This window comes from Pseudomonas sp. GYB4201, assembly GCF_056312595.1.
Map to the genome: position 1 here is coordinate 64,177 of NZ_JBWGIG010000018.1, position 23,540 is coordinate 87,716.

22 protein-coding genes, 1 other RNA gene and 1 pseudogene are annotated in these 23,540 nt (G+C 57.6%); 18 read left to right on the plus strand and 6 right to left on the minus strand.

The features are described 5' to 3' along the window. Positions 1-30 precede the first annotated feature (30 nt). Together AC0Z2B_RS18150 and AC0Z2B_RS18155 are read right to left on the minus strand one after the other, a co-directional pair. Positions 31-348, minus strand: a complete 318-nt coding sequence (locus tag AC0Z2B_RS18150; RefSeq protein WP_476298475.1) for an RnfH family protein — start codon at positions 346-348, stop codon at positions 31-33. Then, positions 341-775 carry a type II toxin-antitoxin system RatA family toxin gene (locus AC0Z2B_RS18155; RefSeq protein ID WP_416422386.1) on the minus strand — a complete coding sequence of 145 codons (435 nt, stop codon included), beginning with the start codon at positions 773-775 and terminating at the stop codon, positions 341-343. Before AC0Z2B_RS18155 ends, AC0Z2B_RS18150 begins: the two co-directional genes overlap by 8 nt. A gap of 153 nt (positions 776-928) precedes the next feature. On the opposite strand from AC0Z2B_RS18155, the gene smpB reads away from it, so the two are divergent. Then, positions 929-1,411 (plus strand): SsrA-binding protein SmpB, encoded by a 483-nt coding sequence (gene smpB / locus AC0Z2B_RS18160; RefSeq protein WP_008373856.1) that lies wholly within the window; start codon positions 929-931, stop codon positions 1,409-1,411. Between the two features lie 111 nt (positions 1,412-1,522). Here smpB and AC0Z2B_RS18165 read toward each other — a convergent pair whose 3' ends face one another. Beyond that, the gene (locus AC0Z2B_RS18165) at positions 1,523-2,290 is read right to left on the minus strand and encodes a GntR family transcriptional regulator (RefSeq protein WP_416422385.1); all 768 of its coding nucleotides are present in this window, start codon (positions 2,288-2,290) and stop codon (positions 1,523-1,525) included. 164 nt (positions 2,291-2,454) lie between these two features. Between AC0Z2B_RS18165 and AC0Z2B_RS18170 the strand changes: the two genes are divergently transcribed. From AC0Z2B_RS18170 to AC0Z2B_RS18205, 8 genes are all read left to right on the plus strand, one after another. Beyond that, entirely contained in the window at positions 2,455-4,149 is a 1,695-nt protein-coding gene (locus AC0Z2B_RS18170; protein ID WP_476298477.1) for a lactate permease LctP family transporter, read from the plus strand. Positions 4,150-4,242: 93 nt separating this feature from the next. Beyond that, positions 4,243-5,067, plus strand: coding sequence for a (Fe-S)-binding protein (locus tag AC0Z2B_RS18175; protein ID WP_476298479.1), 825 nt, complete (start codon positions 4,243-4,245; stop codon positions 5,065-5,067). Next, positions 5,064-6,512: a LutB/LldF family L-lactate oxidation iron-sulfur protein gene (locus AC0Z2B_RS18180; RefSeq protein WP_476298481.1), complete on the plus strand. Its 1,449-nt coding sequence runs from the start codon at positions 5,064-5,066 to the stop codon at positions 6,510-6,512. Before AC0Z2B_RS18175 ends, AC0Z2B_RS18180 begins: the two co-directional genes overlap by 4 nt. Next, positions 6,509-7,180 carry a LutC/YkgG family protein gene (locus tag AC0Z2B_RS18185; protein ID WP_476298483.1) on the plus strand — a complete coding sequence of 224 codons (672 nt, stop codon included), beginning with the start codon at positions 6,509-6,511 and terminating at the stop codon, positions 7,178-7,180. Before AC0Z2B_RS18180 ends, AC0Z2B_RS18185 begins: the two co-directional genes overlap by 4 nt. Then, positions 7,177-9,987 (plus strand): FAD-binding and (Fe-S)-binding domain-containing protein, encoded by a 2,811-nt coding sequence (locus AC0Z2B_RS18190; RefSeq protein ID WP_476298485.1) that lies wholly within the window; start codon positions 7,177-7,179, stop codon positions 9,985-9,987. Before AC0Z2B_RS18185 ends, AC0Z2B_RS18190 begins: the two co-directional genes overlap by 4 nt. 287 nt (positions 9,988-10,274) lie before the next feature. Then, positions 10,275-10,556, plus strand: coding sequence for a hypothetical protein (locus AC0Z2B_RS18195; RefSeq protein WP_476298487.1), 282 nt, complete (start codon positions 10,275-10,277; stop codon positions 10,554-10,556). A gap of 92 nt (positions 10,557-10,648) precedes the next feature. After that, positions 10,649-11,040: a transfer-messenger RNA gene (gene ssrA, locus AC0Z2B_RS18200) on the plus strand. Positions 11,041-11,136: 96 nt separating this feature from the next. After that, on the plus strand, positions 11,137-11,376 hold the full coding sequence (locus tag AC0Z2B_RS18205; protein WP_476298489.1) for a hypothetical protein: 240 nt from the start codon (positions 11,137-11,139) through the stop codon (positions 11,374-11,376). A gap of 272 nt (positions 11,377-11,648) precedes the next feature. Here AC0Z2B_RS18205 and AC0Z2B_RS18210 read toward each other — a convergent pair whose 3' ends face one another. Further along, the gene (locus tag AC0Z2B_RS18210) at positions 11,649-12,008 is read right to left on the minus strand and encodes a DUF7079 family protein (protein WP_476298491.1); all 360 of its coding nucleotides are present in this window, start codon (positions 12,006-12,008) and stop codon (positions 11,649-11,651) included. A 503-nt stretch (positions 12,009-12,511) separates the two neighbouring features. On the opposite strand from AC0Z2B_RS18210, the gene AC0Z2B_RS18215 reads away from it, so the two are divergent. The 7 genes and pseudogenes from AC0Z2B_RS18215 to AC0Z2B_RS18245 all read left to right on the plus strand — a co-directional run bounded on the left by AC0Z2B_RS18215 (position 12,512) and on the right by AC0Z2B_RS18245 (position 17,464). Then, a complete protein-coding gene (locus AC0Z2B_RS18215; protein ID WP_476298493.1) occupies positions 12,512-12,733 on the plus strand; it encodes a DUF6124 family protein in 222 nt (73 codons plus the stop codon). A 595-nt stretch (positions 12,734-13,328) separates the two neighbouring features. Further along, on the plus strand, positions 13,329-14,285 hold the full coding sequence (locus AC0Z2B_RS18220; RefSeq protein WP_476298557.1) for an S-type pyocin domain-containing protein: 957 nt from the start codon (positions 13,329-13,331) through the stop codon (positions 14,283-14,285). Next, complete coding sequence (locus AC0Z2B_RS18225) at positions 14,282-14,536, plus strand: bacteriocin immunity protein (protein ID WP_476298495.1); 255 nt, start codon at positions 14,282-14,284, stop codon at positions 14,534-14,536. The genes AC0Z2B_RS18220 and AC0Z2B_RS18225 overlap by 4 nt, the downstream gene beginning before the upstream one ends. Positions 14,537-14,584: 48 nt before the next feature. Beyond that, on the plus strand, positions 14,585-14,842 hold the full coding sequence (locus AC0Z2B_RS18230) for a bacteriocin immunity protein (RefSeq protein ID WP_476298497.1): 258 nt from the start codon (positions 14,585-14,587) through the stop codon (positions 14,840-14,842). A 237-nt stretch (positions 14,843-15,079) separates the two neighbouring features. Further along, positions 15,080-15,601 carry a hypothetical protein gene (locus AC0Z2B_RS18235; RefSeq protein ID WP_476298499.1) on the plus strand — a complete coding sequence of 174 codons (522 nt, stop codon included), beginning with the start codon at positions 15,080-15,082 and terminating at the stop codon, positions 15,599-15,601. A gap of 103 nt (positions 15,602-15,704) precedes the next feature. Beyond that, positions 15,705-16,866, plus strand: a pseudogene (locus AC0Z2B_RS18240) (IS3 family transposase). Between the two features lie 109 nt (positions 16,867-16,975). Beyond that, positions 16,976-17,464 carry a site-specific integrase gene (locus AC0Z2B_RS18245; RefSeq protein WP_476298501.1) on the plus strand — a complete coding sequence of 163 codons (489 nt, stop codon included), beginning with the start codon at positions 16,976-16,978 and terminating at the stop codon, positions 17,462-17,464. A gap of 249 nt (positions 17,465-17,713) precedes the next feature. On the opposite strand, the gene AC0Z2B_RS18250 is transcribed toward AC0Z2B_RS18245, so the two are convergent. Together AC0Z2B_RS18250 and AC0Z2B_RS18255 are read right to left on the minus strand one after the other, a co-directional pair. Next, positions 17,714-20,299 (minus strand): hypothetical protein, encoded by a 2,586-nt coding sequence (locus AC0Z2B_RS18250; protein ID WP_476298503.1) that lies wholly within the window; start codon positions 20,297-20,299, stop codon positions 17,714-17,716. Next, entirely contained in the window at positions 20,289-21,254 is a 966-nt protein-coding gene (locus AC0Z2B_RS18255; protein ID WP_476298505.1) for a hypothetical protein, read from the minus strand. The genes AC0Z2B_RS18250 and AC0Z2B_RS18255 overlap by 11 nt, the downstream gene beginning before the upstream one ends. A gap of 206 nt (positions 21,255-21,460) precedes the next feature. On the opposite strand from AC0Z2B_RS18255, the gene AC0Z2B_RS18260 reads away from it, so the two are divergent. After that, on the plus strand, positions 21,461-21,790 hold the full coding sequence (locus tag AC0Z2B_RS18260; RefSeq protein ID WP_476298507.1) for a hypothetical protein: 330 nt from the start codon (positions 21,461-21,463) through the stop codon (positions 21,788-21,790). A gap of 302 nt (positions 21,791-22,092) precedes the next feature. Next, positions 22,093-23,109: a hypothetical protein gene (locus AC0Z2B_RS18265; protein WP_476298509.1), complete on the plus strand. Its 1,017-nt coding sequence runs from the start codon at positions 22,093-22,095 to the stop codon at positions 23,107-23,109. The last annotated feature ends 431 nt before the right edge of the window (positions 23,110-23,540 follow it).

The following is a 23,540-nucleotide window of genomic DNA, read 5'->3' on the forward strand; positions in this document are numbered from 1 at the left end:
AAAAAAGCCCCGGCCAGTGCCGGGGCTTTTTTATTCGCTTGCGCGTAACCTCGCAGCTTCCGCGGCCTTGGCTGCGCGCATACGTCGCACCTCCTTGGGGTCGGCGATCAGCGGGCGGTACAGCTCGATGCGCTCCCCCGCCTCCACCGGGCGGGAGGGGTCCGCCACCACCTTGCCGAATACACCCATGGGGCAGGCCAGTACATCCAGCCCAGGGAAGTGCGCGGCAATGCCCGAACGCTCCACCGCTTCACGCAGCGAGCAACCCACCGGCACCTGCACGCTCAGCAGCACCTGCCGGTCCACGTCGGCAAACACCACTTCCACCTCCAGGCTTGCCTCAGCCATAGAGCTGCTTGGCGCGCTGGCAGAACGCATCGACCATGGTGTTGGCCGCCTGGTTGAACAGCGGGCCCAGGGTGGCGCGCACGATGGAGCCGGCGTAGTCGAAGGACATGTCGAGGCTGATCTTGCAGGCCTTCTCGCCCAGCGGCTTGAACACCCACAGGCCATGCAGCTGGGTGAACGGGCCTTCCTCGAGGTTCATCTCGATGGACCTGCCAGGCACCAGTACATTTCGTGTGACAAATTTCTGCGAGAGCCCGCCCTTGGCCACCTCGAGGCTGGCACGCATCAAGGTGTCAGTGTTTTCCAAAACCGTGCTGGACGAGCACCAGGGCAGGAACTGCGGGTAGTTAGCCACATCGTTGACCAGGTCATACAAGGCCTGCGCAGGGTAAGGCAGCAAGGCCGAACGTTGGATATGAGTAGTCATGAGTGCGTCATTTCCTCCGGTGCCTATCAGTCGACAGCAACCAGGCCCAGGTGATCAAAAAAGATCGCGCATTGTCCGGGATTCACCGCACGGGCTCAAGCACGTAGCTTCACCGTAGCCGACAACGTCGCGACTGCCTATAATGCGCCCCCTATGGCCAAACAAAAGAAACACCCCGAAGGGACTATCGCGCAGAACAAGAAGGCGCGACACGATTACTTCATCGAGCACAAGTTCGAGGCCGGTCTGGTCCTGTCCGGTTGGGAAGTAAAAAGTCTGCGTGCCGGCAAGGCGCAGTTGATCGACAGCTACGTCCTGCTCAAGGATGGCGAAGCCTGGCTGCTGGGCAGCCATATCACGCCCTTGACCGCGGCCAGTACGCACGTCATCGCTGACCCGGTACGTACCCGTAAACTGCTGCTGAACAAGCGCGAGCTGGAAAAACTGTTCACCCTGGTGCAACAGAAAGGCTACGCGTGCGTGGCGCTGTCCATGTACTGGAAGCAGCACCTGATCAAGTGCGAGATCGCGCTGGGCAAGGGCAAGAAGGAATACGACAAGCGCCATACCGAGCGCGAGCGCGATTCCGACCGCGAATTGCACCGCGCCGTGCGCACCAAGGGCAAGGACGAGTAACCAACACCACCCGTAGCAGCGGCCGCAGGCCGCGTCACGGCCGCCGCGCGATCATCAGGTGTATCGCGCGTGGGGGGTGACGCGGCCTGCGGCCGCTGCTACGGGGTGGGGTTACAGGCCTTTGCGCCGCTCGGCCCGCGCCACGCGCTGCACCTGCTGCCTGACTTCATCCAGCACTTCCTGCACATACAGGATATGCCGGCTGGAGATCTCCCGGGCGTCTTCGGCACGCCCCTCGATAATGGCCTCGTACAGCTCGCGGTGCTGGCTGATCAGCATGTCGCGGGTCTCACTGCGCTGCTGGTACATGCCACCAATGTTGATCACCACGTTGCGCTTGAGCAGGTCGAACAGCCCGCGAATGGTGTGCAGCAACACCGCGTTGTGGCTGGCCTCGGCAATGGCCAGGTGGAAATTGGCGTCGGCCGCGCCCTCCTCGGCCCGGGTTACGTTGTCTTCCCGCGCATAGCAATCCAGCAACGCCTCGAACGCTACCTTCAACCGCTCCCGGTCCAGCTCGGTGGCGCGCTTGGCCGCGTAAAACGCGCAGGACGCCTCCAGGGTGTGGCGAAACTCCAGCAAATCGCGCTGGGACTCGGGGTTGCTCTCCAGCAGCTGCATCAGCGGGTCGCTGAAGGTAGACCCCAGCGACTCCACTACATAGTTACCACCCCCCTGCCGGCTCATCAGCATGCCCTTGGCCACCAACTTCTGGATGGCCTCGCGCAACGACGGCCGTGACACGCCAAACTGCTCCGCCAACGCCCGCTCGGCAGGCAGCCGCTCACCGGCACGCAGGGTGCCTTCCAGAATCATCCCTTCCAGCCGCTCGACGATATCGTCGGACAGACGGCGCTGCCGCACCTGATCAAACGCCATGAACCACCTCACCACTCATCCAACTGCGACCAAAGTTTCAGGGTGACAAATTGACACACTGACAGCAGGGCCTCTAACCTAGCACACATGCATTGTAAATTGGTATTACCAATTTGCCAATGCCAGTGCAGTGCCTGACCAACAACAATTAGGGGCCACCCCACATGCAAACCTGGCAACAACTCTACAGCCCGCTCGGCAGCCTCGGTTTATCCGCCCTCGCCGCCGTCATCCCGATCGTCTTCTTCTTCCTCGCCCTGGCCGTGTTGCGCCTCAAAGGCCACGTGGCCGGCAGCATCACCCTGGTGCTGGCGGTGCTGGTGGCGATCTTCGCCTTCGGCATGCCCGCCGACATGGCCCTGGCGGCCGCCGGCTACGGCTTCATCTACGGCCTGTGGCCCATCGCCTGGATCATCGTGGCGGCGGTGTTCCTCTACAAGCTCACCGTGAAGAGCGGCCAGTTCGAAATCATCCGCAGCTCGGTGCTGTCCATCACCGACGACCAGCGCCTGCAGGTGCTGCTGATCGGCTTCTGCTTCGGTGCGTTCCTGGAAGGCGCCGCCGGTTTCGGCGCGCCCGTGGCCATCACCGCGGCGCTGCTGGTGGGCCTGGGCTTCAACCCGCTGTACGCCGCCGGCCTGTGCCTGATCGCCAACACCGCGCCCGTGGCGTTCGGCGCCCTGGGCATCCCGATCATCGTCGCCGGCCAGGTCACGGGCATCGACGCCTTCAAGATCGGCGCCATGGCCGGCCGCCAGCTGCCGCTGCTGTCGGTGTTCGTGCCGTTCTGGCTGGTGTTCATGATGGACGGCATGCGCGGCGTAAGGGAAACCTGGCCAGCCGCCCTGGTGGCCGGCGCCAGCTTCGCCATCACCCAGTACTTCACCTCTAACTTTATCGGCCCGGAACTGCCGGACATCACCTCGGCGCTGGTCAGCCTTGTCGCCCTGACCCTGTTCCTGAAAGTCTGGCAGCCGCACCGCAGCGCCGGCGACCACATTGCCGGCACCGCCGAGGGCGCATCGGCCGTGGCCAGCGTCGGCGGCTTCGGCAAGCCACGCACGCAACTGGTCTCGCCCTACAGCCTGGGCGAGATCTTCAAGGCCTGGTCGCCGTTCCTGATCCTCACCGTGCTGGTGACCATCTGGACCCTGAAACCCTTCAAGGCCCTGTTCGCCGCCGGCGGCGCCATGTACTCGACGGTGTTCAACTTCGCCATCCCGCACCTGGACCAACTGGTGATCAAGATGGCGCCGATTGCCGCCACGCCAACGCCCATCGCCGCGGTGTTCAAGCTGGACCCGATCGCCGCCACCGGCACCGCCATTTTCCTCGCCGCGCTGATCTCCATGGCCGTGCTGAAGATCAAGGCGAAGATTGGTCTGACCACTTTCTTTGAAACCCTGTTCGAGCTGCGCTGGCCCATCCTGTCCATCGGCATGGTGCTGGCCTTCGCCTTCGTCACCAACTACTCGGGCATGTCTTCGACCATGGCCCTGGTGCTGGCGGCCACCGGCGCGGCGTTCCCGTTCTTCTCGCCGTTCCTGGGCTGGCTGGGGGTGTTCCTGACCGGTTCCGACACCTCCTCCAACGCGCTGTTCAGCTCGCTGCAGGCCACCACCGCGCACCAGATCAACGTCAGCGACACCCTGCTGGTGGCCGCCAATACCAGCGGCGGCGTGACCGGCAAGATGATCTCGCCGCAGTCCATCGCCGTGGCCTGCGCCGCCACCGGCCTGGTGGGCAAGGAGTCGGACCTGTTCCGCTTTACGCTCAAGCACAGCCTGTTCTTCGCCACCATCGTCGGCCTGATCACCCTGGCCCAGGCCTACTGGTTCACCGGCATGCTGGTGCATTGATGCAACACGCCCGGCGCTGCCCTGGGCGGCGCCGGTACTGATAACCCCGGCCCTCGCGGCCGGATAACCGGGCCAACCCGGAGACAACGCCTGATGAGCGAGCTTTTCCACAACGCCATGCCCAACGCCACCCGCGTTGCGCCCCCCATTCCGCAGCCGCGCCGCTACCCTGCGGCGAAGCCTGCGCGGGTGTACCTGTTCGGCACCTGCGTGGTCGACCTGTTCTACCCCGAGGCCGGCATGGACGCGATCCGCCTGCTGGAACGCGAAGGCATCCGCGTCGATTTCCCCCAGGGCCAGACCTGCTGCGGCCAGCCGGCCTACACCAGCGGCTACACCGACCAGGCCCGCGAAGTGGCGCGCGCGCAGCTCAAGCTGTTCGCCAACGACCAACCGGTGGTGGTGCCCTCGGGCTCCTGCGCCGGCATGCTGCGCCAGCACTACGCCGACCTGTTCAAGGACGAGCCTGAAATGTTCGAGCAGGTGCAGGCCCTGGCCGAGCGCACCTATGAGCTGGCCGAATTCCTGCTGCACGTGTGCAAGGTGCAGCTCAAGGACCGGGGCCAACCGGTGAAAGTGGCGCTGCACACCTCCTGCTCCGCCCGCCGCGAAATGAACACCCACCTGCACGGCCGCGCGCTGCTGGCGCAGCTCGGCAACGTCGAGCGCGTGGAGCACAGCCATGAAAGCGAATGCTGCGGCTTCGGTGGGACGTTCAGCGTGCGCATGCCGGACATTTCCGGCGCCATGGTGGCCGACAAGACCCGCAACCTGAAGGAATCCGGCGCCCACCAGGTGCTCAGCGCCGACTGCGGCTGCCTGATGAACATCAACGGCGCCCTGGAAAAGCAACGCGAAGCCCTGCGCGGCCAACACCTGGCCACCTTCCTGTGGCAGCGCAGCGGGGGTAGCCAATGACCAGCCAGGCACGCATTCCCGCCGTCGAAATCGAAGACGACTTCCGCGCCCGCGCCCACCAGGCCCTGGGCGACACGCAACTGCGCAACAACTTCCGCACCGCCATGGACTCGCTGATGACCAAGCGCGCCGTGGCCTTCGCCGACCCCGACGAGCGCGAGCAACTGCGCGCCCTGGGCAACGCCATCCGCGCCCGCGCCCTGTCCAAGCTGCCCGACCTGCTGGAAACCCTGGAGCGCAACCTCACCCGCAACGGCGTCAAGGTGCACTGGGCCGAGACCGTGGACCAGGCCAATGCCATCGTCCAAGGCATCATCGACGCCCACGGCGCGCGCCAGGTGATCAAGGGCAAGTCCATGGTCAGCGAAGAAATGGAAATGAACCACGCCTTGGAGGCCCGCGGCATCGAATGCCTGGAGTCCGACATGGGCGAGTACATTGTCCAGCTGGACCACGAGAAGCCGTCCCACATCATCATGCCGGCCATCCACAAGAACGCCGGCCAGGTGGCGTCGCTGTTCCACGACAAACTGGGCGTGGAATACACCAATGACGTCGACCAGCTGATCCAGATCGGCCGCCGCGTGCTGCGGCAGAAATTCTTCGAGGCCGACATCGGCGTGTCCGGCGTCAACTTCGCCGTGGCCGAGACCGGCACCCTGCTGCTGGTGGAAAACGAAGGCAACGGCCGCATGACCACCAGCGTGCCGCCGGTGCACATCGCCGTCACCGGCATCGAGAAGGTGGTGGAAAACCTGCGCGACACCGTGCCCCTGCTGTCGCTGCTGACCCGCTCGGCCCTGGGCATTCCCATCACCACCTACGTCAACATGATCAGCGGCCCGCGCAAGGCCGACGAGCTGGACGGCCCCCAGGAAGTGCACCTGGTGCTACTGGACAACGGCCGCAGCCAGGCCTTCGCCGACAGCGAACTGCGCCAGACCCTCAACTGCATCCGCTGCGGCGCCTGCATGAACCACTGCCCGGTGTACACCCGCGTTGGCGGCCACACCTACGGCGAGGTGTACCCCGGCCCCATCGGCAAAATCATCACCCCGCACCTGGTGGGCCTGGCCAAGGTGCCGGACCACCCCAGCGCCTCGTCGCTGTGCGGCGCCTGCGGTGAAGTGTGCCCGGTGAAAATCCCCATCCCGGCCATCCTGCGGCGCCTGCGCGAGGAAAACGTCAAGGCGCCGGACAGTCCAAACCCAGTGATGCGCGGCCAAGGCAGCAAGTATTCGCGCAAGGAACGCTTCATCTGGAACGCCTGGGCCACGCTCAACCGCTCGCCGCTGCTGTACCGCGCGTTCAGCTTCTGCGCCACGCGCCTGCGCCGCCTGGTGCCGAGCAACGTTGGCCCCTGGACGCAAAACCACAGCGCCCCACAACCCGCCGCGCGCTCACTGCACGACCTGGCCCGCGACCACCTGGGAGACTCGAAATGAGCGCCAAGCAGAACATTCTCGGGAAACTGCGGCAAAGCCTGACCGGCACCACGCCCATTGTGGATAACTTCGACGAAGCCCTGGTCACCCGCCCGTGGACTTATCCACAAGCCGAGCGCCTGGCCCAGCTGCGCAGGCTGATGGAAGCCGTACACACCGAAATCCACCTGACCACCGACGCCGCTTGGCCAGCGTTGCTGGCGCAGCTGCTGCGCGACCGCCAACTGCCCAACCTGCTGATCGCCCCCGGCACGCCCCACGGCCAGCGCGTCAGCGCCCATTGGCAAAGCGAGCCTGGCCTGCCGGCCCTGAAAGCCTACGACCGCCCCGTGGAAGAGTGGAAAGCCGAGCTGTTCAACGACACCAGCGCCGGCCTCACCAGCACCCTGGGCGCCATCGCCGCCACCGGCAGCCTGATCCTGTGGCCAACCCGCGAAGAACCGCGGCTGATGAGCCTGGTGCCGCCGGTGCATTTCGCCCTGCTGAAGGCCAGCCAGATCCACGACAACCTCTACAGCGTGCAACGCCAGTTCAACTGGGCCGCCGGCATGCCCACCAACGCACTGCTAATCTCCGGGCCATCGAAGACTGCCGACATCGAACAGGTGCTGGCCTATGGCGCCCACGGGCCCAAGGACCTGGTGGTACTGATTCTGGAGGACCAATGAGCCTGCCCGCTGCCTTCCTGCGTGACGCCTGCCAGCTGATACCGGCCGCACGCCGTTTCGACGACCCCACCTCCACCCTGGCCTTCGGCACCGACGCCAGCTTCTACCGGCTGATTCCCAAGCTGGTGATTCGCGTCGAGTCCGAAGACGAAGTGGTAGCGTTGCTCAAGCTGGCGCACCAGCACCAGGTGCCCGTCACCTTCCGCGCCGCTGGCACCAGCCTGTCCGGCCAGGCCATCAGCGACTCGGTGCTGCTGGTGCTGGGCGACAACTGGAACGGCCGCGAAATTCGTGGCCAGGGTACGCAGATCCGCCTGCAGCCCGGCGTCATCGGCGCCCAGGCCAACGCCTGGCTGGCACCGTTCGGGCGCAAGATCGGCCCCGACCCGGCCTCGATCAACGCCTGCAAAATCGGCGGCATCGTCGCCAACAACGCCAGCGGCATGTGCTGCGGCACCGCGCAAAACACCTACCACACCCTGGCCGGCATCCGCCTGGTGCTGGCCGACGGCACGCGCCTGGACAGCGAAGACCCGGCCAGCGTCGCCGCCTTCCGCCACAGCCACGGCGCCCTGCTCGACCGTTTGGCGGAACTGGGCCGCGAGACCCGCGCCAACGCCGAACTGGCCGCGCGAATCCGCCACAAATACCGTCTGAAAAACACCACCGGCCTGTCGCTCAACGCCCTGGTGGACTACGACGACCCGCTGGACATCCTCAGCCACCTGCTGGTCGGCTCCGAAGGCACCCTGGGCTTCATCAGCGCCGTCACCTACGACACCGTCATCGACCACCCTTTCAAGGCCTCGGCGCTGATCGTCTTCCCCAGCGTGGAAACCTGCTGCAACGCCGTCACCGTGCTCAAGACCCAACCGGTGGCCGCCGTGGAACTGCTGGACCGCCGCAGCCTGCGGTCGGTGCAGAACATGAAGGGCATGCCCGCGTTCGTCCGCGAATTGTCCGACGGCGCCTGCGCCTTGCTGATCGAAAGCCGCGCCGCCAGCCAGGCCCTGCTGCACGAACAACTCGCGCTGATCATGGCCGCCCTGGCGCCGTTCCCGGTGGAACGCCAGGTCGACTTCAGCGAAGACCCGGTGGAAAACGCCCGCCTGTGGGCCATCCGCAAAGACACCTTCCCGGCCGTGGGCGCCGTGCGCCAGACCGGCACCACGGTGATCATCGAAGACGTGACCTTCCCGGTCGAACAGTTGGCCATCGGCGTCAACCGCCTCATCGCCCTGTTCGACAAACACCGCTACGACGAAGCCATCCTGTTCGGCCACGCCCTGGAGGGCAACCTGCACTTCGTCTTCACCCAGGGCTTCAACAACCCCGCGGAAGTGGCGCGCTACCAGGCCTTCATGGACGACGTGGCGCAGCTGGTGGCGGTGGAGTTCGGCGGCTCGCTGAAAGCCGAGCACGGCACCGGCCGCAACATGGCGCCCTTCGTCGAACTGGAATGGGGCCACGACGCCTACCAGCTGATGTGGCAGCTCAAGCGCCTGCTCGACCCCACCGGCATCCTCAACCCTGACGTGGTGCTCAGCGAAGACCCACAGATTCATCTGAAAAATCTGAAGCCACTGCCCGCCGCCGACGACATCGTCGACAAGTGCATCGAGTGCGGCTTCTGCGAACCGGTGTGCCCGTCCAAAGGCCTGACCCTCAGCCCCCGGCAGCGCATCGTGATGTGGCGCGACATCCAGGCGAAAAAACGCGCAGGCACCGACACCACCGCCCTGGAACAGGACTTCCAATACCAGGGCATCGACACCTGCGCCGCCACCGGCCTGTGCGCCCAGCGCTGCCCGGTGGGCATCAACACCGGCGAACTGGTGAAAAAACTGCGCGCCCGCAACGCCCACAACCTCAAGGCCGCCACCTGGCTGGGCGAACACTTCAGCACCGCACTCAAGGGCGCGCGCTTCACCCTGCACGTGGCCAACGGCGCACGCCTGCTGCTGGGCGCGCCACGCCTGGCCAGCCTGTCCGCCAGCCTCACCCGCGCCTCCAAAGGCCGCGTGCCGCAGTGGACCGCCGCCATGCCGCAACCGGAAAACGCCATCCGCCTCACCCCGCCGGTCACCGACGCCCGCCCCCGCGTGGTGTACCTGGCCGCCTGCGTGTCCCGCGTCATGGGCCCGGCCGCCAGCGACCGCGAACAAATGTCCCTGCTCGACAAAACCCGCGGCCTGCTGGAAAAAGCCGGCTACCAGGTCATATTCCCCGCCAACCAGGACAGCCTCTGCTGCGGCCAGCCCTTCGCCTCCAAAGGCTACCCCGAGCAGGCCGAACACAAACGCCAGGAACTCATCGCCGCCCTGCTCACCGCCAGCCGCGGCGGCCTCGACCCCATCTACTGCGACACCAGCCCCTGCACCCTGCGCCTGGTGCAGGACCTGGCCGACACCCGCCTGGACCTCTACGACCCGGTGCGCTTCATCCGCACCCACCTGCTGGACAAACTGGTGTTCACCCCGCAAGCCACGCCCATTGCCGTGCACGTCACCTGCAGCACCCAGCACCTGGGCGAAAGCCAGGCCCTCATCGACCTGGCGCGGCGCTGCAGCACCCACGTCGTCATCCCCGAAGGCATCCACTGCTGCGGCTTCGCCGGCGACAAAGGCTTCACCACCCCCGAACTCAACGACCACGCCCTGCGCACGCTAAAAGATGCAGTCCAGTACTGCGAAGAAGGCATCTCCACCAGCCGCACCTGCGAAATAGGCCTGAGCAGCCACAGCGGCATCGACTACCACAGCCTGGTCTACCTGGTAGACCGCGTCACCCGCCCACGGGCACTCTGAGGTCTGAACCACGCCGACCCCGTAACCGCTGCCGCCAGGCTGCGCTGGCCCTATGACTCCCTGAAAATCTTCAGGCTTCATACCCAGCGCAGCCTACCGCAGCGGCTACAGAAGTATTCTGTTGCAATTGAAATGGCTTTTTCACACTATCGCCGCGCAAATATTTCGAACCCCTTCCACCCCCCAAAGTCCATCTTTCAAGGCCTGCTAAAAAGGCTCAATCACGCTCGGTGCCTGAGCCTTTCCCGGTCGGCGCTGCCGAGTCTTCCACGTCGAGGAGACTTACCATGAAACGCCTTACCCTGACCGGCCTGTGCATGGCCGCCGCCCTGATGACCTCCCACGCCTTCGCCGCCGACGACCTGTGCGCCGCCAACCTGCAGAAAATCGACGACGCCGACAAAACCGCCGGCAGCGCCTCCGCGCAAATCATGGAAAGCAACAAGGAAGACATCCAAAAGGCCCAGGCCGCCCAAGCCGCCGGCGACAAGAAAACCTGTATCGCCCTGTCCCAGCGCGTGTGGGAAGCCATCGACAAGTCCACCGGCACCGACAGCAAAGGCCAGTGACAGCCAAAGCATGACAGACGGTCGACTCTGGCCACGTTTTGCCGTACACTGAGCGTCCTGCCCGCTAGCGCGGACAGGCAAGAGCAGAAAGCGGGGCCGATTAGGATTCGACGCCGGTAACGAAACTCTAGGTGCATGCCGAGTGGGTAACAGAACTCGTAAATCCACTGTTGCAAACTTTATAATTGCCAATGATGACAATTACGGGGAATTCGCTCTCGCCGCGTAAGCGGTGTTAGCTTTCCCTTCTGGTAGCTTCGGCTCCAGCAATCGTTAGAGGATGTCTGTAAACTCGAAGCGATTGTCATATAGAACAGAATCGTCGCCTAGTACGTTGTGGACGAAGCGCCTAAAACTTACACAACTCGCCTGAAGCACCCTGCCCGTCGGGCGGCCGAGGGTTAACTTAGTAGACACGGCTAAGCATGTAGAACCGACAGCAGAGTACTGGCGGACGGGGGTTCAAATCCCCCCGGCTCCACCAAACAAAGCGTCACGAAAAAGGCACCTCTAGCAGGTGCCTTTTTTTGTTTCCGGGTGATTGTTTTCGCGCCCTTCATCCCGCCAGAGATCACTGCCCATGCTCCAAGAACGACTGGAATTGCTGAAGCTTCCCAAGCCTGCACGCGGGGCGATTGATGACCTGGTGCGGGCGTTGAATGCGGCGAGTACGCGGGAGGATCTTGAACGTGAGGCGGCGTTGCAGATCGACGTGATCGCCGAGCTGGCGAACGGCCGGAAGGTGCGCCCTGCGGATGTCGAGACGCTGTACATCATCTTCGATGATGCCGTGCAAGAGCGCTTGCAAGCGCTCCAGTAATAGACCCGCTCAGCACCATTCCCGTAGGAGCCGAGCTTGCTCGCGATAACTCCCGCCTGACCACCACGCATCCCCGCTACCAACCCTGTGGGAGCGGGCTCTGCCCGCGAAAAACCCACCGCGAACCGTAGCCGCTGCCGCAGGCTGCGCTGGCCTTCGGCTTCCTCACAAATCCTCAGCTAGGAGGCAATGCTCAGGCATTAGAACTGCAGAGCGAAAGCCGCTAACGCTTGCTTCCACCGCACCGCCGCACACCCCGAAACTAGCACCCGTTACATGTTGTTAGCCGCCAGAGCCCTGGAGATCTCCCACCAGACATATCGGTACCGGTAACGAAGCCACCGCACCCGCACGCTATCGCACCAACGCTTCCACCGGCTCAGCTCACGCGCTCTAAGCATCGTGGCAATATCCGCTTCAAGCTCTTCGCGATTGAAGCAGAGCCATACTCCGGGAAGCACGCTTTCCAGGTTGTAATGGCAGACGGGGGCGACCTCGGAGAATAGGACCTCTCTGACATAGGCAGGATCGAATGTCTGGAGCTGCTGGGCCATTGCGGAGTAGTCGACCTCGTTGTCGACAAAGGCGTCCGACAGGATCCACCACAGCTTTGTACGTTGCTGGTCGATCAATTGGGGGCCTTCCTCAAGGTGATCATACATTCCATCGGCAGTGAGGCCTCCTACACCATCCTAAAGATACTGCCCGCCAGCACAACGTTGAAACCTGTCGATCATGTTTCGATGATGGCGTGTAGGCGCCTCAGAGCCATTCCCTCAGCCCAACAGCCACCCCACCCGTAGCCGCTGCCGAAGGCTGCGCTGGCCAGTAGCCCCACCAAAAATCCCCAGCACACCCAACCTTGCGACAAACCCCATCCCCCGTTACCCTTCCTTCCGCCGCTGCCAAATCAGCGACCTGGGCGTAGGAACCCGGAACAAAACTAGGCGCGCACGTGCCAACCGTATCGACTGCAAGCGCTCACGCGCACCTGCAGCACGCTATGGCAGCTGTGCGTGGGCACGCTCGCGCGTGGCCGGTTGCCTAGAGTTCCGGTATTCCTACCCCACGTACAGCTGCCACCCAAAGCCCGTAGGAAGGCCTGTGGCAGCTCCATAACTCTGAGAGCTAGACCATGAATCATGATGTTCAGGAATTGACTGTCGAGCAGCTGCTTTTCGATATTGATGGGATATTGCGGGCTGCGAAGGCTACGGCTTATGAGAATGCTGATGAGCTGGTGGGGGATCGGCGGGATCATGCGTTTGCGGTGGTGCATTTGATTGAGGTGACGCGGGGGAAGGTGGAGGTGGCTTTGCAGGTGCAAAACACTGCAGACATCCAAAATCCTAATTAGCAGACCCACTTAATCATCAACCCAGCCATTCACAAGCAACACATGGCTGGCCGGGCCCATGGATACATTTGTAACTATCTCTTCGTCTTGTTTTCTTACAAAACAGTGCCAGCTCTCACGTTGAATAAAATCGCAGGGGGTTGATGCGCTCACGGACGCTGGATCCAACCGTGTAATTTGTACAAGAGTAGTTAGGATGACCAATGACGGGCCTGGCCTAATGCCAAGAGTGCCCCAGCGGGCACGGAGCAACGCACAAGAAAAAAGACCCCCTCCAGAGCCGAGATCAATCCCCGAGCCAATACGCCAAAATACGGAAAAACCTCTACCCCGTCCTCGGCCTGAAGGATGTGTTTTTGCAAAATCCTGTAACCTGCCTGACTCGGTCTTCAACTATGCCCAACCAGGCGTAATTACTACTGACTACATTACTAAGTATGGCGACATCGCCATTCTGGGCGGCCGCAACACCTCTGCAAATGGTGTCCTGCCGCTCAAAAAGATTTCCCGCGCCCCCATCCCACCAGGTCTGGGCTCCTTTGCACTAAGCGGAGCCTCTATTGCTTCAGTTGGGGCGTCCTGCGGGGGGCTTTGCATGGCTGGGCCCAGTGCTGCCGTGGCCGTCCAGACTGGCGCAGCAAGTACATCGACGCTAGCGGGTACGGCCACAGGAGGCGTCGTTGCGGGGGCCTTGGTTGGAGTGCTCGCTTTGCTATGGCCATCGAGCCTGGGTGACGCTTCCCTGTACTCAGAAAGCCAACTAAGGAATCTGACCAAAGCACGAACGCGGGTTCGGTTGCGTGTAGAAGAACAGCCCCACGGTTCACTCAAAGGCTACGGCTACTACACCGGCTTGAACCGGGATTGGGAAACGGTGGACGTGATTCAGTTCAAGCCCCAAGGCGCCCAGCAGGTCGCAGATTTTGGTGGTGGCGTTGAACTGCTATGGACGCCTGCGGTGAACCCCAACGACACGCTGGGTATTCCCGATTTAGAAGCAGCACCCAACGCGCCGCACATATGGGTTTTTCCGCCGAGTGAAGATTCCGATCGCATCATTGTGAACCCGTTGTACCCGCCGGAGTATAAGGACTTCATCCTGGTGTTCCCTGCTGACTCGGGGTTGAAGCCGCTGTACGTTGTCCTAAGCGTCCGTGATGAGCCTGGCGTTGTAACCGGCCAAGGGCAGCCCGTAACCGGTACGTGGCTTGCCGACGCGGGCCGCGGATTAGGCGCTCCCCTGCCCTCAGCTATCGTGGATACACTTAGGGGGCAGCGTTTTACCAGTTTCGATGCGTTCCGCAAGGCGTTCTGGATCGCGGTGGCACAGAATGAGGAACTGAAGCAGCAGTTTGGCTCTCGGAATCTCGCAAGCATGCTCAAAGGCTTAGCTGCAGCGGCGCCGAAAGCAGAGCATGTTGGAAAAAGAATAGCCTACGAGCTTCACCACGTAGAGTTCATCAAAGATGGCGGAAGTGTTTATGATGCCGACAACCTTCGAGCCGTGACACCCAAGCGCCACATCAACATACACCGAGGCAGTGACCAATGACCTTAAAAAGCAACATTTCCGATTACACTGAACTGGAATTCATTGAGCTTATTTCAGCCATCGACAATGCAACCTCCGAAGAAGCACGCGGCGAACTTGTTGAGCACTTCAATACTTTAGTCCCCCACCCAGCAGGCAGCGACTTATTATTTTACCCAGAAGAAGGCGCTGATGACTCAGCTGAAGGCGTCACTAAGGTAGTACGAGAATGGTTAGCAAGCCATGGGTTGCCGGGTTTCAAACAGCTATAAACCGAGCAGCCTCACAACTAAAACCCTGTAGCCATTGGTACTCCGAAAATGAAAAAACACTTCTCTGACATTACAGAGACCGAATTCAAAGCCTTGATAAAAGAAATCAATATTGCAAATGACAGTGCATCTGACGCCATTCTCAATTGCTTGCTAGAAGAGTTTGAAAGGATTACTCAGCATCCAGCAGGGGCTGACTTATTCTATTACCCGAAGCAAGGAGCAGATCAATCCGATGAAGGGATAGCAAGGGCGGTCATTGAATGGCGAGCGGTTCATGGTTTGCCAGGGCTAAAGGAGCATTGAGGCATTGCACGACAGGACGCATGCTCAGTGAGAGTGGTCGCGAGCCGCACATTAATATTCGAACACCGGATAATGATCAAATTTCTAGCTCGAGCATCTTACGCTTTGCTGTAAGCATTTACGTAGGGGCGTCGAGATTGGGCAAGCACATACTCCCCGGCCTGCAAGGCGGTTGACTAAAAACCAGATCAGCAGAATTATAGTTTAAAACCCACCAAAATACATGCAAGGACACCAATGGACAAGGCAAACAAACTAATTATCGGATCTATTTCTGGATGGGCTGTTCTAATTCTCAGCGGAGTATGGAGCTTCACACAATTCGTCACACCTAAGCTGAATGAGGGTGCCCGGCTTGATGCTGAGAACGCTTACCTCAAGGAGCAGCTTATTCAAATGAAGGAAGATAAAGGCTCATTGCAGAAAACACTGGATGCATTGACAATTTCAAGCGTAGCGAGCGCCAGCCAGGTTGCTAGAAATCAAGACAAATTGGATCAATGTAACGCTCAACTACACGAAGCCAAAGACCAGCTCTCAGTTGTTTCCAGCTTAAACTCGAAGCTCACTGTCGCTGCGGAGAGCACTCAGCGATGCGCCCCGTATCGCAAGGAAATTGATAACCTACAACAAGAAATGGCGGGCAGAACGTTTGAGACTCTTGGTAATCCGCCGGAAGCTGAGCGCAAAGCTGAGTTGAAAGCCTTGATTGCGCAGCATCAGCAGACGTTGCAGACATGCCTGTCTGCCGGTAGGTAGCTACGTCAATGCGGGCCTCCGAGTGTTCGTGCGGTGGTCAGTAGTGGTCTAATAAAACCGGACACCCATTTAGGCGAGAATGTTCGCCATAGAGGGGTGTCCGATGACCAAGCAACGCCGTACCTTTACCCCTGAGTTCAAGCGCGAGGCGGCGTGCCTGGTGCTCGACCAAGGCTACAGCCATACCGAAGCAGCCCGTTCGCTCGGGCTGGTTGAGTCGGCTATGCGTCGTTGGGTGAGCTAGCTCCAGCAGAACGTGGCGGTGTTACTCCGACCAGCAAAGCCCTGACGCCTGAGCAGCAAAAAATCCAGGAACTCGAAGCCCGTATCAATCGGCTAGAACGGAAAAAATCGATCTTAAAAAAGGCCACCGCGCTCTTGATGGCCGAGGAACACAAGCGTTCGCGTTAATCGATCAACTGCGGGCTCACGAGCCTGTTGATCTGTTGTGCTCGGTATTTGATGTCACCCGAGCTTGCTACTACGCGTACTGCCGGAAACGTCGGTATCCGGATGCCGAACGAGTAGTCTTGCGTAGTCGCATGAACGAGTTGTTTACGCAAAGCCAAAGCGCTGCGGGCAGCCGGAGTATCATGCTGATGATGAAAGAGGACGGCATGCAGATCGGGCGATTCAAGGTACGTGGGTTGATGCGCGATCTGAACTTGATCAGCAAACAGCCGGGCTCCCATGCCTACAAAAAGGCTACCGTGGAGCGGCCTGATATCCCGAACTTGCTTGATCGCGGGTTCAGCGTGGCATCCCCGAACAAGGTCTGGTGCGGTGACATTACGTACGTCTGGGCTGGAGGCCAATGGCACTATCTGGCGGCTGTCATCGACCTTTGTGCCCGCCGTGTTGTAGGTTGGGCGTTCTCAGCCAAGCCTGATGCCGACCTGGTGATCAGGGTATTGGATATGGCCTATGAGCAGCGTGGCCGGCCTCAGAATGTGCTGTTTCACAGCGACCAGGGCAGCCAATATGGCAGCCGGAATTTCCGCCAGAGACTTTGGAGATACCGCTTCACGCAGAGCATGAGTCGGCGCGGCAATTGCCACGACAACGCGCCGATTGAGCGGCTGTTTCGCAGCCTGAAGACTGAAGGGATACCGACGGTGGGCTACATGAGCGCTGTGCTGGCACAGCAAGATATCAGTCGGTTTTTGATGGAGCGGTACAACTGGCGGCGACCGCATCAATTCAACGAAGGGCTACCGCCTGCGGTCGCAGAGGAAAAACTCAATTCAGTGTCTGGGATCCGTTGACCACTACATGTCCTTCTCACCAGACGATGTGGAGGCAATTTTTTCTGGATTTATCTACTAAGGCGTAGTCCCAAATGACCGGACCAAAGCGTATCCGTATTGGTTCTGGATGCCCCTGGTAGGCTATTTCACAGGCGCCCGCACTAACGAGATAGCACAACTTGATACGAGCGACATCAAGGAGGTATTTGGCTATCCATGCTTCGACTACTGTGCTGCCGACCCGAAGATCCCCGAAGCAAAGCGGATCAAGACCGACGAGGCCCGGCAAGTGCCGATTCATCCTCGCCTGATTGAGCTTGGCTTCCTTGAGTATGTGGACAGTCAGCGACGAGAGAAACAGAAGAAACTGTTTGGCGATGGCCTCACATACCTTCACTCGCGGAGTGGTGCTACAGAGCACAATAAGGAAGGCTGGGCCAAAGCTGCTGGCAAACTTTTCAATGAGCAACCCAAAGGGTATTTAGTCGCCATTAGCGTCCATGATCCTCACGATGGAAAAAACCTCTACTCATTTAGACATACGCTGGAAAGCACCCTATGTAATGCCAAGCGGGACGGAAAACGACTCGATCAGTCGGTAATCTCATGCCACTGAAACGATCGCTGAAAAGCACTATGACGGCGGTGCCACGGTAGAGCAAATGCTTGCAGCGCTAATGCTCCTCCCAACTCCCCCTCAATGAAAAACATTACAAGCTACAAAATAATTCTTGAAGAACGTTTTGGCAGCACTCTAGTTAAAAGCATACTCACGCACAGAAAATGATACAACCGCTCATTCAAATGACGACAACTCTTATCAACCAATAAATCAGGGGCTATAAAAAGCCCCCCCGATTTTAAGTTACGACCTTTCCTCCTGCTGCTTTATAATTCGCTCTGCGTGTCGTTCATATGAGCCTGCAAGCTCCCGAAGTGATGCGGCAAATCGAGGATACCCTGCATCTTCAACAGCATTTGCCTTCTTGCGCCAATTGTTAGCCAACTCTCTCTCTGGACTACCAGTTGGATTAACCCAATGAGCTCCTCTGGAATTAAAAACCTCCGTACAAAACCCACTTCTGATCGACTCTCCATCCCGAGAGTTCAAAACTCTAGCAACACTCTCTGATATCCAAAGCCCATTGGGGTCGGCAGGACAGTAAAACAAAACTTCACCAAGCTTCACCATTGCCACATCAAGATGGCCCGACTCAACACATTGTTCTTTAACACTACTAAACCAGCTATCAAACTCCGCAGTAGAGAAGCTATTATCGGCGTGCAAACCTGGAGGCCATTCCCACTCGTTTAGAAGGCGCCACGCATTAGTGGCAATGGCTTTCGCCTGCTCCGTCAGCTCCTCGACATCATCGCTCTGATCTTTTTTAGACCTAAATATAAGGCGAATTAACTCACAGAAAAAATTCGGTTGGGTAGCTAATTTTTCCTGAAGCAGCTTTGGTTTTGCTTCACTATAAGCACCAAGCATTGGCAGGTAAGCCCACTCAACACGAAACAGATCATCAGGGTCTGTTGCAGGATCACTCTGCAATGCTTTGATAAGCTCTGCCACATTGTATGAATCCATGCCACTTGATGAGTCTTCCTTGACTGCACTAATGAGAGCTGCGGCAGTTCGTTTACTATCAAATGGAAGCTGCTTGTGAAACCTGGCACTAAGACACTCTATAGCTTGTTGAGGGCGAGACACTCTTAACAAATTATCAACAGCGACTAACAAATCGCTTTCAGTTGGATAAGGATTTACGGGCACAGCCTGCCAATATTTATCTTTTTCCACCCCTAGCCATTGATCTACTAGAATCCAAGTCGTCAACTCAAAGGGCAAATACATTAGAAACTGGCAAGATTGTTCAGCAGTCCAGTCTTGACGGTCGAGACCCTCAATCCAGACGTCCTTACCTAAAAAATTTCTACTCCAAATGTAGGACCCAATAAATTTTTTATAGTTATCATTTTCGGTCATTAGAAAATCCGGAAGCAGTTCCGCATCAACTTCAGCACCAGCGGCAACACCTAAGGCCCATCCAACCAAGGTAGGAGCCTCAATAGAGTCTAAAAATCTCACAACTCCTTCAACGCCATGCTCATCAAGTATTTCTTTTACTGCTTGCTTTCTTCGCTCCTCAAGCTTTTTCCGCTGCCCCTCCCAATCACCTTTTTCTTCATAAAGATCGAAGTCTCTTGCACTAAAAAGTCGACGATACAACACATCCTTACTAATTGGAGCAAGGTAGCCAGCAACCTCATCGATTTTGCATACAACCTCTTCGTCCAAAGACCATTCCGCATCAGAGAAACGGCGGTGCTTTGCCACAAATTCAGTCAATGTACTCCAGATTGTCAGACGCTCAGATTCTGAAAGTCCCCGCACAGCATCTGAGGAGAGGTGAGCTAAAAAACGATCGAAAGACGACTGTGGCAGATTATCTAAATTTTTCACTAGTTCCTTGAGTCGTTCCAAATCACCGAAGGACATCTCGACCGCTATTTCTGCATACGCCGCAACTTGATCTCGATATTCTTGATTAGAAACTTTTGGTTCCCAACCTTCTGGAACCACTTCGAGCCATCTAGGCTTGTATGTGCCAGTTGACGTCTGATGTTGATTTGGCAACAAGCTTTTCAACACATTCCATGCAATATCTGGAAACTCTGCTTTTACCGCCCGGACTGAAACGATTCGCTTTTCAGCACCAGCCATAGTTTGAGGAAACCAAGGTAAAATCATTGTCTTAAGGGTATTTACAGGTCTGTTACCGTGATTACCACCCGGGTCGATTGAGGCCAACTCAGCCAAGATTACAACCACGCGCATAAAATTCTCTTCGGACCATCCCAGAGCCTCCAAAGCCCAAAGAAGACCTGCCATGTAATTCCTACCACCAAACCCTTTTCTTCCTTCAGAGAACAATTTCACAAATGGAGTATGCGCACATTGCAAGGAGCTTTCTACGCAATTCAAAAACTCATTTGGGGCAGCCTCAGCAATATTTGGCAGCAAATCATTCAAACTACCCCACAGTCGCCAGTCCGCCTGCGCTAATAGCTCATGAACAACATTAACCGCAGTATTTTCTGGCTTGTGCTGAGAGCAGTTGGTGAGAGCTTTACCCTCGGCGCCCAAAAGCGCTAATGTTTCAGACATCCCCCGCCTTAAATCTGTCGAGTACCGCAGGGTCTTTCCAAACATGATTGCAGACGGGCGATCTTCAACATCCAACTCAAATTGAGGATCAATCTCTGAAAGAACTTCTATAAAGCTAATTCTTAGCTTTTCTAAATGGGTGTCAAAAACCCTGCCACCTACACTTTTCCAAAGCGCCTTCCGGTCCACAACCTCCCAGTGACCGTTGCGTATTTGCAAAGGGTTTTCCTGCTCTTGAACCAAGGATCTTAGATTGGCAATCCAGATATTAAAATCCATCGACTAACCCCCGTACCATCTCAAGATCACACTCATTACTCTCATTCCATCTGCCAAGCAGAGCTGCCACAGTCAATGAGACCAGTTGCTCTTGATCCTGTACGAGTGCAACAGCCTTTGGTGAACGCGGGACCGCCAATGACGGTGGTATCTCCTCAATTTTCCTCTGTCTGAATACCAACAGAAGATCTTCTGGCAAATTATCAACAAAGATAGTTCCAGCGTTCTGGTTGGCCGATTGGACTTCGCCTACAAGCCTCGCCCAAGTAGATTCAACGTTATCAGTTGAGTACAGCCCTATTAGAGAGTGAAGTAGCGCAAGAGTAACTCCTGCCTTAATATCAAGATCATAACCCAGCAAATGAAAACGGCGAAGAAACTCAAAAATCTCTTCCTGCGTTAAATCCACATCGTTATTAGCCGCCTTCAAATGCAACTTAAATGCTTGCAGCTTTGCTCTCTTCGCAGCACTACTAAAATGCGCCAACTCGACCTTTTCAAAAAACTCTTTAGAATTTTCTGCATGCCTCGCCCAGTCTAGGATTGTCCGAACATCCCCAGTATCCGTAGCACTCAGCGGACCTGTAATAAGGGCTATAACATCGCTGCGCTTATTGAAAAGCTCTTCATTATTGAAGTCACTCCATGCTGACTGAATCACCTCACCAAATACCGCATCACCATCTGTTATCGTGATGAAGTGTTTTACCTGACCAAGTAATTTATGTCCGTCTGCACCATCGACCCCTTGTGTAAAAACGATCAAATCGTCGGTACTGTACCCAGAAAATTTCCCCTGGAGCTTAATTTTGCTGATTGGTCTGCAAGGTAAACATGGCGCGTACCCCCCAGTCAGCATCAAAGCCACAAAGGATGCCTGTACGTGCGACTCAAAATAGCCTCCGCCACCTCCAGTCGAGAACGGGTTACTAAGCTTCTTACCTTTGCTAGTCATACCCACCTCAAATTCAGGAGAGGCATGCACCTAACAGTACACAATCTAATTTCCTTAGAAACAGGCATAAAGCCTCCACTGGACGGTCCCTTTAACGCCACCTTATCAGGCACTGCTGTCCGATCACAAAATATGCCTAGAGGAATCATCAAACGACCGAGTACTTCAGACTGTTTCACCTAGCCTCACAGCCCAACGCACAGGCGATGAGTATTAGACTGGATCACGACACCGCTGAAGCAGCTCTGTGCGCTCCGAGAGGCCCGGCCGACTACCTTGCTGACATAATCAGGCGCACGCTCAAAAAGCTCGGGATTGAAACTGAGATGGCTTTCAATCTGGAGTTCATCCACGGCGCCAGCAAAGAGAACCACAGTCTCGACATTCATGGAGTCTTACGCATCCCTCATGAGCGCATTCCGGAGATCGAAGAGGCCCTCAGGATCGCGCTGGCGCTAGGTTACAGAGTTCGCTGGAACAACGTGGCGATTTTGCTTGAGCCACTCCAAACCGCTCGTGGGCCTCTTACTGTGTGAAAGAGTACGACATCACTTCGATGATGCTGGAGGCACAGTCCGGCAAAAAATGGAGCCCTAGCTTCTCAACCCGACGACTGACTCAGTGTGCAAAATTTTTTACGAAAACACCGGGGGGATTGACCGAATCAGAGCAGATTGCGTCCTACGTGAGAACGGCGTTATCCCCATCGAATAGCCGCCTTTCGGCTGTGAGGGTAGCATGAGGCAAAGGGAACCCGTTTCAGGCCTGTCTTGGCGATAGAACAGTACTGTAAGGGCTTCCCGTAGGTTGGGTGGACTGGATTAGATTAAGGAAAGCAATGCCAACATCAGCGGAACATCAGTTTATAGCGGAAGAGCTTGGCTCCGTCCTTGAGCAGTACTCAAGGACCCGGTTGCTTGGGGTGTTGGAAGCTGATCGAAAAAAACACGATTATGCCTGCGTGCTGGAACGAGACTGCGAACGACCATTGGTGGCGCAAGTACTCTGGTCCCACACCGAGGGGGTTCACAAAGACCTGATGGCGCTGTTGCATGATCGAGAGGCGACACTCAAAGTGTACCTCGTAAAAGACACTACAAAGCACCGTCTGAAGATTGATGAGGTCATTTCCGATTATCGGAATAACGATGCGACAAAAGGACTTCTTCAGGGACTGAAGCTCATTTTCCTACCGTCAGAGTTTGACGCTGACCGACCTGCCGAGCAGCAGTTGATGTCGAACTTTATCTCGCGCACCCTGTGCAGAGATCTCCTGTTTTCCACGGTTTTCGGACGTTTGACCCCGTTCGACGTCAGATTGTTTTCGAATCATGGTGGCCCGTTGGGGTTGAAATACACCGTGTTGGCGGAAATTAGTCAGAATGGGTTAACTCATAACCCAACCTTTAAAAAAAATATTGGCTACGCAAGCAACTCTCCTCTACGGGAAGCCACAACAATGTTGTCATCGTTAGGGTTGGTGCGAAGCGTAGACAGAATGAACGTCTACCTGCCGACGCTGAAGGGGCGTATGTTCTTGGACTTGACCCGGCACCTACTCTACGAAGACTCACATCCTGAGCACGCACTCGGAGAACTGGGGATGGTTAAAGATATCCTGTTTGGCAACCCAGGTGCAGCGGGATTTGATTACCGACAGGAAATGGTAAGTTCTGCCAACCACTGCAAATCCCAATTTGGTCGTGATCTATTGGAAGGGGTTTCAGATTCGGAGCCAACCTTCCACTCCCGCTATGAGTGGAAAGACCTCTACGATAAGTTGAATGCGCTTTCGGACAGGAAGTTCGAAAAGGATCTGTTTATTGATCCGGACTGTTGTTTTAACGTGCCTTAGGTCGGCTACGCGATGCCCGATGGTGCGGCCTTTGCATGTGATCGCTGGAGCGATTCTGTTTGACGATAAGGATTCGGCGTCATCCATTGAGGTGTGGCATCTGATAGCTGGCGCACGAAAATTTGGCCTTAGCGGCGTCTACGGAACCATGATCGACTTAGGCGGGTGATTCCAGATTCAAATCCCTCGCAGCCCTAAACGGACAAGTGTCGCAGAACTCATCTCAGGAGCTCATGACGAGCTGGATCAGACCTTTTGATACCGATTTAACGGACGGTGGCTCAACTGCCTTTTTTGAGCATTTTCGTATGCAACCCACCTTGTGGATTAGGAGCGGAAATCGTAAGGCCAATGCTCTGCCATTCATCAGCTCCACCAGGGTGTGACACTGTCGATGCAGGCGCGAGGGTTAGGGCAAGGAATCAGAGGGC

Excerpts from the sequence above, each read along its gene's own strand:
- AC0Z2B_RS18220 (WP_476298557.1), top strand. The coding sequence starts at position 13,329 with ATGGCTGGGCCCAGTGCTGCCGTGGCCGTCCAGACTGGCGCAGCAAGT.
- AC0Z2B_RS18255 (WP_476298505.1), bottom strand. The coding sequence starts at position 21,254 with ATGACTAGCAAAGGTAAGAAGCTTAGTAACCCGTTCTCGACTGGAGGT.
- AC0Z2B_RS18265 (WP_476298509.1), top strand. The coding sequence starts at position 22,093 with ATGCCAACATCAGCGGAACATCAGTTTATAGCGGAAGAGCTTGGCTCC.
- AC0Z2B_RS18190 (WP_476298485.1), top strand. The coding sequence starts at position 7,177 with ATGAGCCTGCCCGCTGCCTTCCTGCGTGACGCCTGCCAGCTGATACCG.
- AC0Z2B_RS18245 (WP_476298501.1), top strand. The coding sequence starts at position 16,976 with ATGCCCCTGGTAGGCTATTTCACAGGCGCCCGCACTAACGAGATAGCA.
- AC0Z2B_RS18150 (WP_476298475.1), bottom strand. The coding sequence starts at position 348 with ATGGCTGAGGCAAGCCTGGAGGTGGAAGTGGTGTTTGCCGACGTGGAC.
- AC0Z2B_RS18185 (WP_476298483.1), top strand. The coding sequence starts at position 6,509 with ATGAGCGCCAAGCAGAACATTCTCGGGAAACTGCGGCAAAGCCTGACC.
- AC0Z2B_RS18165 (WP_416422385.1), bottom strand. The coding sequence starts at position 2,290 with ATGGCGTTTGATCAGGTGCGGCAGCGCCGTCTGTCCGACGATATCGTC.
- AC0Z2B_RS18215 (WP_476298493.1), top strand. The coding sequence starts at position 12,512 with ATGAATCATGATGTTCAGGAATTGACTGTCGAGCAGCTGCTTTTCGAT.
- AC0Z2B_RS18170 (WP_476298477.1), top strand. The coding sequence starts at position 2,455 with ATGCAAACCTGGCAACAACTCTACAGCCCGCTCGGCAGCCTCGGTTTA.
- AC0Z2B_RS18175 (WP_476298479.1), top strand. The coding sequence starts at position 4,243 with ATGAGCGAGCTTTTCCACAACGCCATGCCCAACGCCACCCGCGTTGCG.
- AC0Z2B_RS18155 (WP_416422386.1), bottom strand. The coding sequence starts at position 775 with ATGACTACTCATATCCAACGTTCGGCCTTGCTGCCTTACCCTGCGCAG.
- AC0Z2B_RS18195 (WP_476298487.1), top strand. The coding sequence starts at position 10,275 with ATGAAACGCCTTACCCTGACCGGCCTGTGCATGGCCGCCGCCCTGATG.
- smpB (WP_008373856.1), top strand. The coding sequence starts at position 929 with ATGGCCAAACAAAAGAAACACCCCGAAGGGACTATCGCGCAGAACAAG.
- AC0Z2B_RS18205 (WP_476298489.1), top strand. The coding sequence starts at position 11,137 with ATGCTCCAAGAACGACTGGAATTGCTGAAGCTTCCCAAGCCTGCACGC.
- AC0Z2B_RS18250 (WP_476298503.1), bottom strand. The coding sequence starts at position 20,299 with ATGGATTTTAATATCTGGATTGCCAATCTAAGATCCTTGGTTCAAGAG.
- AC0Z2B_RS18225 (WP_476298495.1), top strand. The coding sequence starts at position 14,282 with ATGACCTTAAAAAGCAACATTTCCGATTACACTGAACTGGAATTCATT.
- AC0Z2B_RS18260 (WP_476298507.1), top strand. The coding sequence starts at position 21,461 with ATGAGTATTAGACTGGATCACGACACCGCTGAAGCAGCTCTGTGCGCT.
- AC0Z2B_RS18180 (WP_476298481.1), top strand. The coding sequence starts at position 5,064 with ATGACCAGCCAGGCACGCATTCCCGCCGTCGAAATCGAAGACGACTTC.
- AC0Z2B_RS18235 (WP_476298499.1), top strand. The coding sequence starts at position 15,080 with ATGGACAAGGCAAACAAACTAATTATCGGATCTATTTCTGGATGGGCT.
- AC0Z2B_RS18230 (WP_476298497.1), top strand. The coding sequence starts at position 14,585 with ATGAAAAAACACTTCTCTGACATTACAGAGACCGAATTCAAAGCCTTG.